17 protein-coding genes are annotated in these 14,252 nt (G+C 69.7%); 7 read left to right on the forward strand and 10 right to left on the reverse strand.

What is annotated here, in order from left to right:
* Nucleotides 1-32 precede the first annotated feature (32 nt).
* The gene (locus N0B31_RS13220; protein WP_260592099.1) at nt 33-830 is read left to right on the forward strand and encodes a helix-turn-helix transcriptional regulator; all 798 of its coding nucleotides are present in this window, start codon (nt 33-35) and stop codon (nt 828-830) included.
* A 31-nt stretch (nt 831-861) separates the two neighbouring features.
* Here N0B31_RS13220 and ftsY read toward each other — a convergent pair whose 3' ends face one another.
* From ftsY to N0B31_RS13250, 6 genes are all read right to left on the reverse strand, one after another.
* Nucleotides 862-2,004 (reverse strand): signal recognition particle-docking protein FtsY, encoded by a 1,143-nt coding sequence (gene ftsY / locus N0B31_RS13225; RefSeq protein WP_260592100.1) that lies wholly within the window; start codon nt 2,002-2,004, stop codon nt 862-864.
* Nucleotides 2,005-2,010: 6 nt separating this feature from the next.
* Nucleotides 2,011-2,448: a prefoldin subunit alpha gene (gene pfdA, locus N0B31_RS13230; RefSeq protein WP_260643987.1), complete on the reverse strand. Its 438-nt coding sequence runs from the start codon at nt 2,446-2,448 to the stop codon at nt 2,011-2,013.
* A gap of 26 nt (nt 2,449-2,474) precedes the next feature.
* Nucleotides 2,475-2,651, reverse strand: a complete 177-nt coding sequence (rpl18a, locus tag N0B31_RS13235; RefSeq protein ID WP_260592101.1) for a 50S ribosomal protein L18Ae — start codon at nt 2,649-2,651, stop codon at nt 2,475-2,477.
* A gap of 84 nt (nt 2,652-2,735) precedes the next feature.
* A complete protein-coding gene (locus N0B31_RS13240) occupies nt 2,736-3,401 on the reverse strand; it encodes a translation initiation factor IF-6 (protein ID WP_260592102.1) in 666 nt (221 codons plus the stop codon).
* 6 nt (nt 3,402-3,407) lie between these two features.
* Nucleotides 3,408-3,683: a 50S ribosomal protein L31e gene (locus tag N0B31_RS13245; protein WP_260592103.1), complete on the reverse strand. Its 276-nt coding sequence runs from the start codon at nt 3,681-3,683 to the stop codon at nt 3,408-3,410.
* Entirely contained in the window at nt 3,680-3,832 is a 153-nt protein-coding gene (locus N0B31_RS13250) for a 50S ribosomal protein L39e (protein ID WP_260592104.1), read from the reverse strand. Before N0B31_RS13250 ends, N0B31_RS13245 begins: the two co-directional genes overlap by 4 nt.
* 188 nt (nt 3,833-4,020) lie before the next feature.
* On the opposite strand from N0B31_RS13250, the gene N0B31_RS13255 reads away from it, so the two are divergent.
* Nucleotides 4,021-4,221 (forward strand): hypothetical protein, encoded by a 201-nt coding sequence (locus N0B31_RS13255; RefSeq protein WP_260592105.1) that lies wholly within the window; start codon nt 4,021-4,023, stop codon nt 4,219-4,221.
* On the opposite strand, the gene N0B31_RS13260 is transcribed toward N0B31_RS13255, so the two are convergent.
* Both N0B31_RS13260 and thpR read right to left on the reverse strand, forming a co-directional pair.
* Nucleotides 4,218-5,063, reverse strand: a complete 846-nt coding sequence (locus N0B31_RS13260) for a ZIP family metal transporter (RefSeq protein ID WP_260592106.1) — start codon at nt 5,061-5,063, stop codon at nt 4,218-4,220. The genes N0B31_RS13255 and N0B31_RS13260 overlap by 4 nt on opposite strands.
* Nucleotides 5,064-5,123: 60 nt before the next feature.
* A complete protein-coding gene (gene thpR / locus N0B31_RS13265) occupies nt 5,124-5,684 on the reverse strand; it encodes an RNA 2',3'-cyclic phosphodiesterase (protein WP_260592107.1) in 561 nt (186 codons plus the stop codon).
* Between the two features lie 273 nt (nt 5,685-5,957).
* Between thpR and N0B31_RS13270 the strand changes: the two genes are divergently transcribed.
* The 5 genes from N0B31_RS13270 to N0B31_RS13290 all read left to right on the forward strand — a co-directional run bounded on the left by N0B31_RS13270 (nt 5,958) and on the right by N0B31_RS13290 (nt 10,030).
* Nucleotides 5,958-6,713, forward strand: coding sequence for a tetratricopeptide repeat protein (locus N0B31_RS13270; protein ID WP_260592108.1), 756 nt, complete (start codon nt 5,958-5,960; stop codon nt 6,711-6,713).
* 5 nt (nt 6,714-6,718) lie between these two features.
* Entirely contained in the window at nt 6,719-7,015 is a 297-nt protein-coding gene (locus N0B31_RS13275) for a DUF424 domain-containing protein (protein WP_260592109.1), read from the forward strand.
* Nucleotides 7,016-7,094: 79 nt separating this feature from the next.
* Entirely contained in the window at nt 7,095-8,204 is a 1,110-nt protein-coding gene (locus N0B31_RS13280; RefSeq protein ID WP_260592110.1) for a mandelate racemase/muconate lactonizing enzyme family protein, read from the forward strand.
* Between the two features lie 66 nt (nt 8,205-8,270).
* Nucleotides 8,271-9,578 (forward strand): threonine synthase, encoded by a 1,308-nt coding sequence (thrC, locus tag N0B31_RS13285; protein WP_260592111.1) that lies wholly within the window; start codon nt 8,271-8,273, stop codon nt 9,576-9,578.
* 95 nt (nt 9,579-9,673) lie between these two features.
* On the forward strand, nt 9,674-10,030 hold the full coding sequence (locus tag N0B31_RS13290) for a hypothetical protein (RefSeq protein WP_260592112.1): 357 nt from the start codon (nt 9,674-9,676) through the stop codon (nt 10,028-10,030).
* On the opposite strand, the gene N0B31_RS13295 is transcribed toward N0B31_RS13290, so the two are convergent.
* Both N0B31_RS13295 and serA read right to left on the reverse strand, forming a co-directional pair.
* Entirely contained in the window at nt 10,001-12,310 is a 2,310-nt protein-coding gene (locus tag N0B31_RS13295) for a prolyl oligopeptidase family serine peptidase (protein ID WP_260592113.1), read from the reverse strand. The genes N0B31_RS13290 and N0B31_RS13295 overlap by 30 nt on opposite strands.
* 263 nt (nt 12,311-12,573) lie before the next feature.
* A complete protein-coding gene (gene serA, locus N0B31_RS13300) occupies nt 12,574-14,154 on the reverse strand; it encodes a phosphoglycerate dehydrogenase (RefSeq protein ID WP_260592114.1) in 1,581 nt (526 codons plus the stop codon).
* Between the last annotated feature and the right edge of the window lie 98 nt (nt 14,155-14,252).

Consider the following 14,252-nt stretch of genomic DNA (forward strand, 5'->3'; position numbering starts at 1 on the left):
CTATTGGTCGAGAACCCACGACATACTGTGTCATGGACTCACCCCTGGACGGCATCGCGTTCCTCGTCCGTTCGGAGAACCGGGTCTGTGTCCTTCGGACGGTCGCGGCGGAGACAGCCACGCGCCGGGAGCTCCGTGACGGACTGTCGATGTCCCGGACGACGCTCGGGCGGGTGCTCAACGAGTTCGAGGAGCGTGGCTGGATCAGGCGGACGGGGGACGGGTACACGACGACGCCGGCCGCCGACGCCATCCTGACGAAGTTCGTCCCACTGCTCGAGACGATGGAAGGAATCTACAACCTGGGCGAGGCCATCGAGTGGCTCCCCCCACCGGCTCGCGCGGTCGAACTCCGTCACTTCCGGGACGCGACCGTCACGACCTCGACCCCGGACAACCCGGCAGCGCCGTTCGACCGCGGCCTCGAGGCGATACGCGACGCCGACAGGTACCGTGGGCTCACCTCGACGGCCATCCCGAGTTACGTCCAGGCGCTCAGAGAGTGTCTCCGGGGGGGACTGGACTTCGAGGGTATCATCGAGGCGAGTTTCGTGGCGACACTCCGCGACGAACCGCAGCGAGTGGACCCGTGGTACGACTTCGCCGAACGGGAGACCGCGTGGCTGTACGACGGTCGCGTCCCCATCAACATGCACCTCCTCGACGACGTCGTGCTGGTCTGGCTCGGTACGCACGACGGAGACGAACTCGAGGTGTACGGACTGCTGGAGAGCGGGAACCCGGCCGTCTTGGAGTGGGCCGAGTCGCTCTACGAAGAGTACCGGGCCGAGTCGGAGCTGCTAGACACGGCGACGTTTTCGGGGACGTGACCGAGTGACAGCTCTCACCCGCCCGCTCGACCTACTCGTCCTCGGTCAGGCGGGAGACGATGACCTCGGGGTCGAACCGCTCCAGGTCGTCGTACGCCTGCCCGACACCGAGGAAGAGGATGGGCTTCCCGGTGACGTGCGCGATCGACACCGCAGCCCCACCCTGCGAGTCCGCGTCGGCCTTCGTCAGCACGACGCCATCTATCTCGGCGGCGTCGTTGAACTGCTTGGCGCGCTGGGTCGCGTCCTGCCCGGCGACGGCCTCGTCGACGAACAGCGTCATGTCGGGGTCGACGACGCGGTCGATCTTCTCCAGTTGCGCCATCAGGTCCTTGGCGGTGTGGAGGCGACCGGCCGTGTCGCCCAGCACGATGTCCACGTCGTTCGCGTTCGCGTACTCCACGGCGTCGTAGAGGACGGCTGCGGGGTCACCACCCTGCTGGTGGCTGATGAGCTTCGTGCCGAGCGCGTCGGCGTGCTCCTGGATCTGCTCGTTCGCGCCGGCGCGGTAGGTGTCACCGTTGGCCATCACCACGGAGTAGCCCTGGTCCTCGAACCGGCGGGCGAGTTTGGCGATGGTGGTGGTCTTGCCGACGCCGTTGACCCCCGTGAACACGAGGGTGACGGGCTTCTCGGCCTCGGCGATGCGCTGTTCGAAGTCGAACTGGCCGACGGAGATGACCTCCTTCAGCGCCTCGCCGATGGCCTCCTGGATGACGATGGCGCCAGACTTCACCTGTGCGCGCTCCTGACCGACCAGTTGCTCGCGTAGGCGCTCGGTTATCTCCGCCGCGACGCTCATCTCCACGTCGCCCTGCAGGAGCGCGAACTCGAGCTGCTCGAGCGGCTCCTCCAGCTCCTCGGCGGTGATGAGGGTCTTGCCGGTGGCGAACCGCCGGGCACGGGAGGCCAGCCCGCCGCGGTCCGGCTCCTCCGGTTCCGCGTCGGCGGCGGTCCCCGAGTCGGCGTCCCGCGACGGGGCCGTCTCCGCCGTCGTGGAGCGCGACTCCGACTCCGACTCCGACTCGGCAACCGGTTCCGCGTCCGCCTCGGTCTCGGCTGTCTCGGTCGCCGCGTCGGCTTCCTCCGGCTCCGCTTCCGCTTCTGCCTCGGCGGCCTCCTCCTCGACGTCGTCGCGGAACCGGCCCAGCTTCTCCTTCAGTCCGTCGAACATGGCGGCTTACTCGTCGTCGTCGCCCTGCTGTTGCTGCATCTGCTGTTGCATCTGCTGCATCTGCTGCTGTTGCATCTGCTGGGCCTGCTGTTCGAGCTGCTCGGACTCGGCGTCGACCTCGTCGATCTCCTCGCGCAGCTCGTCGATCTCGTCGTCTATCTGCTCTTTCTTCGCCTCGAGCGTCTCGATGGCACCGTCCTGCTCCTGCTCGGCGGCGTAGCCGCCACCCAGCGAGACGACGATCTCGTCGATGTCCTGGACCTCGGCACGGACGTAGGCGCCGCCACCGAGCGGCACCTGTACCGTCGAGCCGGTCTCCAGCGTCTCGATGGCCTCGATGGCCTCGTCCATCGCGGACTGCTCGTCCTGCAGGTCCTGGATCTCGCCCTCGATGGCCTCCTTCTCCTGTTCGAGCGCCTCGAGCTGCTGCTGGAGCTCCTGCATCGCGCCGCCGCCACCACCACCGAGGCTCACGACGCGCTCACCTCGCCGAGCTCCACCTGGGTCCGCTTGAGAGCGTGCTGGCTCCCGAGGTTGGCGTAGACGCGTTCACGGGCGACGTCCTCGTTGGGCGCGTCGACCGACACCTCGAACTCCTGCCACCCGTCGCGGGCCTGGTACCGACCGCTGACCGTGAATGCACTCATCGTACACGAAACGGGCGCTCGGGCGGGAAGTATCCTCCGGTACGGTGTGGTGTGGACGCCGGCCCAGAAGAGAGAGAACGAACCTCAGTCGATGTAGCCCAGCGCGTCCTCGATGCGACCCAGTTCCGGACCGGTGGTCTGCTGGCCGGCGACGTAGCCGGCCCCGTTCGCCACGAGGCCGGAGCCGACGAGCGGGCCGCCGTAGTTGATGGTCCCGATGTCGGCGGGCACGCCGAGCAGGTCCTCGAGGAAGTCCAGCTCCTCGTCGGTCGATTTCGGGTGACAGAGGACGCCGCGGTCGGTGGCGACGGCGGCCGTCCCCACGGTGCGGACGCCGGCGAGGTCACCGCGCTCGACGGGCACCGCGAGCGCGTCCTCGACGGCCTGGACGGCCGTCCGGGAGAGGTCGGGGTGGACGTAGGCGCCGGTGTCGTTGGCGAGGACGACGTTGCCGGCGGCGTTGATGCGGCCGGGGAGTTCGCGGACCGGGAGGTCCGTGGTCTCGGCGATACGCTCGCGTTCGGTGTCCTCGACGCGGCTACTCACGAGCAGGCCGTTCTCGTTGCCGGTGGCGAGGGCACCCACCGTCGCGGAGCCACCGACTGTCGTACGGACGGCGGGGACCTCGAGCTCCGACTCGAAGTCGGAGAGTAGCGACTCCTCGACGTCGGGGCGAACGAGCAGACAGTCGTCCGTCGCGCGGGCGAAGACGCCGACGTAGGACGAACCGTTGAGGGCCGCGCGGAGCACGCCGTGTCAGGCCGCCTCGGCCTCGACGACCACGTCGCCCTCCTCCTCGAATCGGGCGGCGCGGACGCGGAGCTTCGACGGCGGCTTGCTGCGACCCCGCTCCCAGACCTTCTCGTTGATGGAGGGGTCCAGACGGACGGCCTCCTCGTCGACGGCGAAGTTCTTGGCGAGGTGCTGGCGGACGATGGCCATCGCGCGGTCCGCTCGCTTCTGGGACGCTTCGGCCTTGGCCTTGCGGAGGGGGACCGTGACGACCCGCTCCTCGAAGTCGCTGGCGCTCATTCGTCCGTGTCGTTACGCCGCCAGTTCCGGCGCTTGGGGTTCTGCATCGTGTCCCGGTCGGTCTTCAGGATGACCCACGCCGGCACCCGCGAGTTCTGTCGTTCGAGTTTGGCCAGCCGCTTCTTCTTGGCCTTCGACTTCTTACCCATAGTGGGCTCTCCTACCTCCGCGCCGTTTAAATTCTTGTTCCTTTGGGTGGGGAAGGCGGTGCGCCCGTGGCGCACCGAGGCGGAACGGCACGAACTGAGTGAGTGCGGAGCGTGCGCGAGTGTCAGGTGGGCGAACACTCTTTCGAACTTAGCGTAGACTCAAGAGACCGGACAGTCTCGTAGCCGATGTGAACGACACCCCGATCCCCGCCCTCGTCCTCGCGTCCGTCGACATCGGCGTCGGGTGGTTCCTCTACGTCCACCTCGGACCGGTGGGCTACCCGCTGCTGGTGGTCGGCCTGCTGGTCCTGTTCGTGGCCGCGCTGCGGACACTCCGGGACAGTTCCCCCGACGCCGTCGGCCGGCCGAACCGACCCGACCGGAGCTAGACGAGCACCAGCGGCACCATCACGACGACGCCCGCCACCACCCCACCGGCGAGTTCACGGTAGCCGTGCCCCGGCAGCCCCGCGCCGATGTCCAGCGCCTCCGGGATGAACTCCGTGAGCACCAGATACACCATCGCGCCCGCGGCGAACCCGAACCCAACCGGCAGGAACTCACGGGCCACCCGGACGAACGCGAAGGCCAGCACCGCCCCGATGGGTTGTGGCAGCGAGGAGAACACCGCCCACCAGACCATCTTCGCCCGCGAGACCCCCATCGACTGCAACGGGATAGAGATGGCCAGCCCCTCCGGAACGTTGTGGATGGAGATGGCGACGGTCATGAACACCGCGAGCAGGGGGACCGCGAACCCGAGGATGGGGACGCCGCCCTCGAGGTTCAGTTCGGCGAACGACACCCCCACCGCCACGCCCTCGGGGAACGAGTGGACCGTCAGCACGCCCAGCACGAGCAGGAGTTTGCGGAAGTCCGCCTCCTCGTACTGTCGAGGGTTCACCTCGTACCCCTCGATGACGTCGTGGGCGACGACGACCAGCAGCACCCCGGCGAGCAGGCCAACGACGAGCGGCGTCGCCAGCGCCGCCGACCGAGGCAATCCCAGCGCCAGCACCGACCCCCACGGGTCGGCCTCGGCCAGTCCCTCCAGCACGAGGCCGAACAGCGACGCCGAGACCATGATGCCCGAGGCGAGGCCCCAGAGGACGACGTTGACCCGGTCGCTCACGTCGTCGACGAAGAAGAACGGGATGGCCCCCAGACCCGTCGCCAGCGCCGTTATCAGACCGGCGACGAAGACGAAGACGAGGCTCCCCAGCGCGTCCATACCGGAATCTGGACACGGACGGGGATAAACCTATCACTTTCCAGATAGGTTTTGGCGGCCCTAAACCCCTGTCGGCAGGCCGAACCGTTCGACCGTCGAGTAGCGCGGCCCGCCGTCGGTGAGCGTGCTCTCGGTCAACTCCACCGCGTCGACGTGGAACGTGCCCACGTCCGGGTCGTCGGCCTCGACCACCTCGCGCACCGCGTCCTTCGACCGGGCGTCTCCCATGCGGGCCAGCGTGGCGTGGGGCGTGAACGAGTGGTCCTCCGGCTCGAACCCGAGCGCCACCGTCTCGCGTTCGATCGCCTCGTGCAGACGGGTCAGCTGTTCGGTCCCCGACCGGAACCCCGTCCAGACGACGCTGATGTAGCCGAGCGACGGGAACACGCCGTAGCCGCCCACCTCGGCGTCGAACGGCGCCACGTCGGCCGATTCGACCGCTCGCCCGATGGCGTCGGTCAGGTCGTCGAGCGCGGACTCGTCCACCTCCCCGAGGAACTTCAGGGTGACGTGGGCCTGTGTCGGGTCGGTCAACTTCAGCCCCGGCAGGTCCAGCGGGTCCTGTGCGGCCGCGACCTCCTCGGCGAGGGCGTGGAGCGGGACGCTCACGAACAGTCGCATACCACGGGTGGGTGGCGGGTGGGGAAGAGGCTGGCGCCGAGGGTTGAAGTCGGATGGCGGGGCCAGACCCTCCGTGTAACCGAGACGGGGGGCACGCCCGGGGCGGGAGTCCGACACAGCGTGTCACCGAGCGGCGCGGGTGTCGGCTGTCCGCCACACCGACGCGGAGCGGTCGTCGCTCACGGGTCACTTCGTTCCCCGTTCGCACGAGGGCCCTCGTTCGCCACGAGACCACGACGTAGCCCTTAACCGCGCGCCCCGCCAAGCGCGGGTATGACCGACGAGGAACGCGAACCGCCAGAAGCGGGCTCTCACACGTTCTCGGAGGGCCAGGGGTTCGACGACCCGTACGAGGGGTTCGACCTCGACCCGCCGGAACTCTCCGTCGACCCCGGCAAGGTCGACCCGGTGGACTCGCGTGTCGTGAGCGACCAGCTCGACCGGCGCCAGCTCGCCACCGAGGACGTGGACGCCGAAGAGCTGCTGGACGTGGGGCTCTCGTACATGCAGATCAACCGCCACGAGCAGGCCGCCGAGACGTTCGAGCGGGTCGCTCGCTACGCCGAGGACGAACGGCTCTCCCAGGAGGCGTGGGTGAACAAGGGGGCCGCCCACGGCCAGCTGGAGGAGTGGGACGCCGCCATCGGTGCCTACCAGGAAGCGCTCCACATCGACGACAGCTCCGACCACGCCGCCAGCGCCGAGACGAACCTCGCCTACGCGATGTGGGAGTCCGGCCGCACGGAGCAGGCGCTCGAACACGCCGAGCGCGCCGTCGAGATCGACCCGCGGTTCCCGCAGGCGTGGTACAACCGCGGGTTCTTCCTGCTCGAACGTGGCCTCGCGGAGGACGCCGTCAACGCGTTCGACAACGCGATGCGACTCGGCTTCCGCAACGCGGAGATCCTGGAGGAGAAGGCCCGCGCACTGGAGGAACTCGGCGAGGACGAACAGGCCGAGGAGGTCGCCGCGGAGGCCGAGGAGATGCGCCAGCGGGCCGAAGAGGAGTTCGTCCGCCAGCAGCGGTGACGCCGATGCTCCTCACCGAACGCGACACCCCCGAGGGCCTGCTCGTCAGCGTCTGTGACCCCGACGTGGTCGGCGAGACGTTCGAGGACGGGAAGGTGTCGCTCACCGTCGACGCCGGCTTCTACGAGGCGGACGCCACCGAGGCCGACGCCGACGCCGTCGCCGACAGTCTCGCCCGTGCGACGACGGCGAACATCGTCGGCGAGGAGAGCGTCGCCGTCGCCGTCGAGCGCGGGTTCGTCGACGAGACGAACGTGCTGGACCTCGACGGCACCCTCCACGCCCAGTACCTCCGGCTGTAGTGCCTGCCGCGGCGGCGCCACTTGAGCGCCCGTCTCTCGCTGGCCGAACGTACTTGTACGGGGGCGTCTCGTCCCCACCATGCAGATCACCGGCGTCAACCAGTACCACCTCGACGGACAGGTGGACGGCGCGTTCTACCCGACGTGGATCCCGGGCTACCCGCAGGGGACGCACGAACTCGAACTGTTCGAGATCGAGACCGACGAGGGCATCACCGGCTACGCCGCCTCCCCGAGTTTCGCGGGCGGGCTGGACTACGAGTCGCCGCTCTCGCTGTTCCTGCTGGGCGAGGACCCCCACGATGTCGAGGGGATCCTCCGGAAACTGGAGACCGTCGACCTCGTCGGCCCGCGGCCGTGGCACGTCGAGATGGCGCTGTGGGACATCATCGGCAAGGACGCGGGAAAACCGGTCCACGAACTGCTCGGCGGGTCGCGGAAGGCGGTCCCGTGCTACGCCTCCACCGGCGAGTACCAGCTCGCCGACGAGCGCATCCCGTACATCGAGGAGCGCGTCGACGACGGCTTCGAGGCGGTGAAACTCCGGGTCACCGAGGTCGAACACATCGAGATGGTGAGGGAGGTCCGCGAGGCGTTCCCCGACCTCACGCTGATGGTGGACGCGAACAAGGGGTGGGCCGTCCGCGTGATGGAGGAGGAGACGACGTGGTCGTTCGCCGACGCGGTCGAGTTCTGCCGCGGGCTGGAGGAGGTGGGGAACGTCGCGTGGCTCGAGGAGCCACTCCCCCGCCACGATTACGACGGCTACGCGCGCCTCCGACGGAAGGTCGACGTCCCCATCGCCGGTGGGGAGTTCAACAACGGCGCGTACCACTACCGCGAGTTCGCCGAACGCGACGCGCTCGACGTCTACCAGCCCGACGCGGCGCTCGCCACCGGCATCAAGCAGGCGACCGAGGTCGCCGCGCTCGCCCGCCAGCACGGCGCGGAGTTCGTCCCGCACACGTGGACGAACGCGCTCGGCTTCGCCGCGAACCTCCACGTCGTCACGGCCGTCGACTCCCCGTGGGTCGAGTACCCGATGGAGCCGCCGTGGACGCCCGAGGTGTGGGGGTTCATGCTCGAGGACCCGGACGTGTTCGCCCACGAGGACGGGAGGCTGGCGGCGCCGGAGCAGCCGGGGCTGGGCGTGGAGATAGACGAGTCGGTGTTCGAGGACGCGGAGTAGGCGCGCCCACCAGCAAATAGCGGCCCGACCGACCCACTTTTGCCCGGGCCACGCCTGCCGCCGACAATGGCAGACCTCTCGCTCCCCGCCAATCCCGAGGCTCCCGACGTGGCCGACGACGGCGTCTGGCTCACCTGCATCGAGTGCGGTCACGACCACGCGCCGTTCGACGAGATAATCTACACCTGCACGGAGTGCGGCGGCCTGCTGGAGGCGCGCTACGACTCCTATCCCACCTTCGACCAGTTCGAGGGGCGGACGAGCGTCTGGCGCTACAGCGCCGCCCTGCCGTTCGAGGAGGGTGTCACGCTCCCCGAGGGCGGCACCCCGCTCCACCGCGTCCCGCGCCTCGAGGAGGAGGTCGGGGTCCGCAACCTCCGCATCAAGCACGAGGGGATGAACCCCACCGGGTCGTTCAAGGACCGCGGGATGACCGTCGGCGTCCGCGTGGCACAGGAACTGGGCGTCGACCGCCTCGCGTGTGCCTCGACCGGGAACACGTCCGCCGCGCTCGCGGCCTACGGCGGGCGTGCCGGACTGGAGACGCTCGTCCTGCTGCCGGCCGGGAAGGTCGCGGCCGGGAAGATCGCGCAGGCAGCGCTCCACGGCGCCCGTATCCTCGAGGTGGACGGCAACTTCGACGCCTGTCTCGACCGCGTGCAGGACCTCGCGGACCGTGGGGAGGCGTACCTCCTGAACTCGCTCAACCCGTTCCGGCTGGAGGGCCAGAAGACCATCGGCCTCGAGATACTGGAGGAGTTCCGCGACGACGAGGGGCGGTTCCCGGACCGCATCGTCCTCCCGGTCGGCAACGCGGGCAACACCGCCGCGCTCTACAAGTGCTTCCGCGAGCTGGTCGCCGGCGGTGACCTCGCGCCCGGCGACGTGCCGAAGTTGACGGGCGTGCAGGCGGAGGGCGCCGCACCGATGGTCGAGGCCATCCGCGAGGGCCGCGAGGAGACCCGCCGCTGGGAGGAGGTCGAGACCATCGCCACCGCCATCCGCATCGGGAACCCCGTCAACGCGCCGAAGGCCCTGCCGGGCATCCGCGAGACGGGCGGCACCGCCGTCGCCGTGAGCGACGACGAGATAACCGACGCCCAGCGCTCGCTCGCGGCCGAGGGGGTCGGCGTCGAACCCGCCTCAGCCGCCAGCGTCGCCGGACTGCGGAAGCTCCGCGAGTCCGGCGAGGTCGACGCCGGCGAGGACGTGGTCTGTCTCACCACCGGCCACCTGCTGAAGGACCCCGACGCGGCCGCCGCGGCTGGGAGCGACCCACAGCCGGTCCCGAACGACACCGACGCCATCCTCCGGCACCTCGCCGGGCAGTCCGTGGGCGGGGGCCTGCTCGGGAAGGTCCGGTCGCTGTTCTGAGCCGGACGAGCGCGGTTCCACCCGAAACGGAGGCGTGCGCACGTCACACGGTCGTCTGACGTAGTTATTTGAGCTTTCGTCTCTCTCACAGGAACATGTCATCGAGTGACTCGGCCACCCCCTTCGTCCGGACCACCGGGCTGGAGAATGGGACGGTACCCACGCGGCGCGAGGAAGTCCTCGACAGCGAGGTGCGACGGCTCCGCGGCAAGGTCGCGGCCCTGCAGGACGAACTCGCGGCGCGCGACGAGCGCATCGAGGCGCTGGAAGCCGAACTCGCCACGAAGCGCGACGAACTCGAGAGCGCCCAGCAGTGGGCCCACTTCCTCGACCGGGAACTGACCGAACACCGCGAGACGGTCGACCGGCTGGAGTCGCGCGTCGACGCGCTCGAATCGGACGGGAGCGGGGAACCGAGCGGCCTACTCGGCCGTCTCCGCGCGCTGTTCTAGGTCGACGACCGCCGTCTCACCGTCGGCAACTGCGACCTCGCGCTCTCCGAACGACCCCTTCAGCACCAGCGTCGCGTCCCCGTCCGTCTCGGCCCGGAGGTAGAGCGGTTCCGTGGGGTCGACGCCGGGGCGCTCGACCCACAGCGTCGCCCGGTCGACGCCGGAGAGGCGCACGCCGAGTGCGTTCGCGGGCGGGTGGTGGGCGTCCTCGTCCGGCACCTCCCACCGTATCCCCCGCTTCGTGTGCGGGAGTGGGGTCGCCCCCGTCGAGGTGTAGGACTTGCGCTCTGGCTCGGCGTACCCCCTCGCGTAGCAGGTGGCGTCGACCAGCCCGGAGTCACGACCCTCGCGCACCTCGATGTCCCGCACCCAGTAGGCGCCGTCGTGCCGGAGGTTCAGGTCCGGGTGGTCGTGGTCCAACACCCGTCGGTAGGTCACCCGGGCGGGTGACTCGGGGACCCGCCCCTTCGAGAGGTAGCGGCCGCCGCGCGACCAGTTGTCCCGCAACACGAGCAGGAGGTGGGTGCCGGTGAACAGCTCGAGCTGGTGGCGGTAGCCGTGCGAGCGCAGCCGCTCGGCGTAGTTCGTCGGCGCGAGCAGCGGCACCAGCGGGTCGACGATGCCGTTCCAGAGCAGCATCGGGACGTGTCGGAGGTTCTCCGTGATTCGCAGGGCGTTCTCGGGTTCCTCGCTGAAGATACCCAGCAGTTCGCCCCGGTCACCACCGCCGAACAGTCTGCGGGTGACGAGGCCGGGCGCCCGCAGGAGGTTGTTCGTCGGCCCCTCGACGGGGTCCTCCGTCGGTGGCCCCACGACGGCGAACCCACGGCCGAACAGGTCCGGGTACTTCGCCGCCAGCACGAGCGTGCCGTACCCGCCCATGGAGTAGCCCGAGAGCGTCACGCGCGAGCGGTCGATGGGGTAGCGTCGCTCCACGTCGCGCCACGCCTCGAACACGTCGAGTTCGGCCTCGCGCTGGAACCACCCGACCGGCCCGCGGGTCTGTGGGACGAGCACTGCCGCCCCGTACTCCTCGCCCAGCTGCGTGACGTAGTTCGGCGTGTAGATACCGTACTGGTTGTACGAGCACCCGAGCGAGTGACAGAGCAGGACCATCGGGAGGTCCGCCTCGGCGTTCGGGTCGTACGCCGACGGGACGTAGAGCGCGTAGGGCTGGATGCGGCCGCCGAGGAAGTTCTCGTCGGGGTCACGGCCCTCGCCGAACTCGTAGCGCGACGGGTAGAGACAGTTGAGGTAGCCCGTCCGGGGCACGCCCGAGCGGTCCGTCTCGTCCGACTCGAGGACCGCGAAGTCCACGTCCGCGTGGAGTTCGGAGACGTTCCGGTTGGTCAGCGCGCGGGCCTGCCTGTGTTCGCGCCACGCCCCGTAGCCGAGGTCGCGGGGGCCGCCCGAGCGCACCACGTCCAGCAGTTCCCGGCCGAGGTCGAGCGCGTCGTGCAGCGGCGCGCCGAACGGCTCCTCGAACCGGAACCCAACGTTGAACACCGGCGGCGGGGACTGGCGCTCCAGCCGGCCGCCCGGTGTCTCGTCGTCGGGCTCGACGGCCACCTGTCGGAATCCATCTGCCTCGGCGTCCCACAGCCCGGTGAGACAGTAGTGGCGCCACGTCTCACCGGCGGGGGCGAGCGGCACCTCCACCTCCAGCTGGTTCCGCTCGAGGTCCACCGAGACCCGGTCGTCGGCGAGTGGCTCACCGTCGAGTTCAGCGCCCTCGCCCCACGTCACGAGGACGTGGTCGGCCGGCGCGCCCAACTCGCCGAGGCCGTACCCCCAGTCCGTGCGGTGGTCCGGCCCGGGGTCGCCAGCGGTGGTGTCGATGCCGATGGCCACGGCCGCGGCGTCCGACTCGAGCATCGTGTTCAGCGTGACCCGGTAGGCCACCCCGTCCTCGGTCGGGCGGGCGCGGAACTCCAGCAGGTCCGCCGCGTTGTAGCCGTACCGCTCCGGGTCGTTCGGGTAGTAGAGGTCGCCGCTCGGGATGGCGAACAGGCCGCCGAGGCGTTCGCCGTGGTCCGGGGGCCCGTCGACCATCGTCCGGAGGTCGGCGCCGTGGTCGTCGTAGACGTAGTCCTGGTAGAGGTACTCTCCCTCCACGTAGGCCTCGCCCCCGCAGACGAGCAGTGGGTCGGCCTCCCACCCCGGCCCGTTCTCCAGTTGCGGTGGCGTGGGGCGCTCGCCGTACAGAGCCTCGGGGCCGGGGCGTGGCGCGTCCGGCGTCGACCGCTCGCCGTCCGGCCGGCCGTCGCGCTCCGTGGTCATGTGCGCGGCGTGGGGTCGAGGGTGCAAAAACGGTTCACATCCGTCCTGCGGCCGCTCGAGAGGGGCCGGGGATAGCCGGGGAGGGGAGCGTGGCGGAACGGGGCGGTGCGGTACGGTCGGGCTAGCACACCCACTGGCGGAGTGAGCGAAGCGAACGGAGCCAGCGCGCGAGGAGCGACCAACGGGAGTGGCGAGCGTTTTCCCCACGTTTTTGCCCGAGCGCGGCGCTCGCAGAGCGCCGCGCGAAGTGCAGAAAGTGGTGGTTAGTCGGTGAGCGTGATGTACCGCGTCGCGATGACCCGCGGGTCCGCCTCCAGTTTCTCGCGGGCCTCCTCGGGGACCTCCTGGTCGACGTTGTAGACGGTCATCGCCTCGCCGCCGAACGTCTCACGGGCGTTGTACATCCCCGCGATGTTGATGTCGTACTCGCCCATCACGGTACCGATGAGGCCGATGACGCCGGGTTCGTCCGTGTTGCGCGAGACGACCATCCGGCCGCCGGGGATGGCGTCGACGCGGAAGCCGTCGATGCGGACGATGCGGGGGTCCTCGCCGGCGAAGAGGGTGCCACAGACGCTCATCTCGCTGTCGCCGTTGCGCACCGTGACCGTGACGAGGCTCTGGAAGTCCTCGCTGGTCGAGCGCTTCGTCTCGCTCACGTCGATTCCCCGCTCCTCGGCGATCTGCGGGGCGTTGACGGCGTTGACCTGCCACTCCAGCGGCTTGAACACGCCCTTCAGGGCGCTGGCCGTGACGAGGTCGACCTCCTCCTCCGCGATGTCGCCGGCGTAGACGATCTCGATCTCGTTGACGTGGCCGTCGAACAGCTGGACGGCGATGCGGCCGGCCGTCTCCGCGATGTCGATGTACGGCTTGACGCGGGGGAACGCCTTCTGGTCCATCGAGGGGGCGTTCAGCGCGTTGACGACCGGCTCCTCGGCGAACGCCGCCAGTATCTGGTCGGCGATACTGGTCGCGACGTTCTCCTGTGCGGCCTCCGTGCTGGCGCCGAGGTGTGGCGTGACGACGACGTCCTCGACGTCGAGGAGCGGCGAGTCGTCGGGGAGCGGTTCCTCGGCGAACACGTCGAGCGCGGCACCGGCGAGGACGCCGTCCTCGACGGCCGCGGCGAGGGCCGGCTCGTCCACGACGCCACCACGGGCGCAGTTGATGAGGTAGCCGCCCTCGAGCTGAGCGAGCTCCTCCTCGCCGATGAGCCCCTCCGTCTCCGGCGTGAGCGGCGTGTGGACGGTGAGGAAGTCGGCCCGCTCGAGCACCTCGTCGAGGTCGGCGAGTTCGGCACCGAGCTGCTCGGCACGCTCCTCACCGATGTACGGGTCGAACGCGACGAGGTCCATCCCGAGGTTGCCGAGACGCTTGGCCACCTCCTGACCGACGCGGCCGAGGCCGACGATGCCGAGCGTCTTGTTGTTCACCTCGGTGCCGAGGTACTCGCCCTTGGCCCACTCGCCGGCCTTCAGCCGGGCGTGGGCCTGCGGGATGGAGCGGGCGATGGCGAACGTCATCGCGACGGTGTGTTCGGCGGCAGCGCGGACGTTGCCGTCGGGGGCGTTGGCGACAATGACGCCGTGGTCGGTGGCGGCGTCGATGTCGATGTTGTCGACGCCGATGCCGGCCCGGCCGACGATGACCAGTTCGGGGGCGGCCTCGAACAGGTCGCGGTCGACCTGCGTGCCCGAGCGCACGACCAGCGCGCTCGCGTCCGAGACGGCCTCGTGGAGCGCGTCGCCCTCGACTTCGTACGCCGTTTCGACGTCGTGGCCGGCCTCCCGGAGCCGTTCGATGCCGGCGTCCGCGATGGGGTCCGTGACGAGTACCTTCATGTCCAATCGGTCCGGGCCACGGGGGTTAACGCTTCCTTTCTCGGCGGGGCTTGACATCCCGTGAGGGACGTTCACAGGGGTAAACGGGCCGGATTCGA

Source organism: Salinirubellus salinus (genome assembly GCF_025231485.1).
GTDB lineage: Archaea > Halobacteriota > Halobacteria > Halobacteriales > Haloarculaceae > Salinirubellus > Salinirubellus salinus.

Coding starts and splice junctions, on each gene's coding strand:
- N0B31_RS13220 (WP_260592099.1), top strand. CDS start 33: ATGGACTCACCCCTGGACGGCATCGCGTTCCTCGTCCGTTCGGAGAAC.
- ftsY (WP_260592100.1), bottom strand. CDS start 2,004: ATGTTCGACGGACTGAAGGAGAAGCTGGGCCGGTTCCGCGACGACGTC.
- pfdA (WP_260643987.1), bottom strand. CDS start 2,448: ATGCAGGAGCTCCAGCAGCAGCTCGAGGCGCTCGAACAGGAGAAGGAG.
- rpl18a (WP_260592101.1), bottom strand. CDS start 2,651: ATGAGTGCATTCACGGTCAGCGGTCGGTACCAGGCCCGCGACGGGTGG.
- N0B31_RS13245 (WP_260592103.1), bottom strand. CDS start 3,683: ATGAGCGCCAGCGACTTCGAGGAGCGGGTCGTCACGGTCCCCCTCCGC.
- N0B31_RS13250 (WP_260592104.1), bottom strand. CDS start 3,832: ATGGGTAAGAAGTCGAAGGCCAAGAAGAAGCGGCTGGCCAAACTCGAA.
- N0B31_RS13260 (WP_260592106.1), bottom strand. CDS start 5,063: ATGGACGCGCTGGGGAGCCTCGTCTTCGTCTTCGTCGCCGGTCTGATA.
- thpR (WP_260592107.1), bottom strand. CDS start 5,684: ATGCGACTGTTCGTGAGCGTCCCGCTCCACGCCCTCGCCGAGGAGGTC.
- N0B31_RS13270 (WP_260592108.1), top strand. CDS start 5,958: ATGACCGACGAGGAACGCGAACCGCCAGAAGCGGGCTCTCACACGTTC.
- N0B31_RS13275 (WP_260592109.1), top strand. CDS start 6,719: ATGCTCCTCACCGAACGCGACACCCCCGAGGGCCTGCTCGTCAGCGTC.
- N0B31_RS13280 (WP_260592110.1), top strand. CDS start 7,095: ATGCAGATCACCGGCGTCAACCAGTACCACCTCGACGGACAGGTGGAC.
- thrC (WP_260592111.1), top strand. CDS start 8,271: ATGGCAGACCTCTCGCTCCCCGCCAATCCCGAGGCTCCCGACGTGGCC.
- N0B31_RS13290 (WP_260592112.1), top strand. CDS start 9,674: ATGTCATCGAGTGACTCGGCCACCCCCTTCGTCCGGACCACCGGGCTG.
- N0B31_RS13295 (WP_260592113.1), bottom strand. CDS start 12,310: ATGACCACGGAGCGCGACGGCCGGCCGGACGGCGAGCGGTCGACGCCG.
- serA (WP_260592114.1), bottom strand. CDS start 14,154: ATGAAGGTACTCGTCACGGACCCCATCGCGGACGCCGGCATCGAACGG.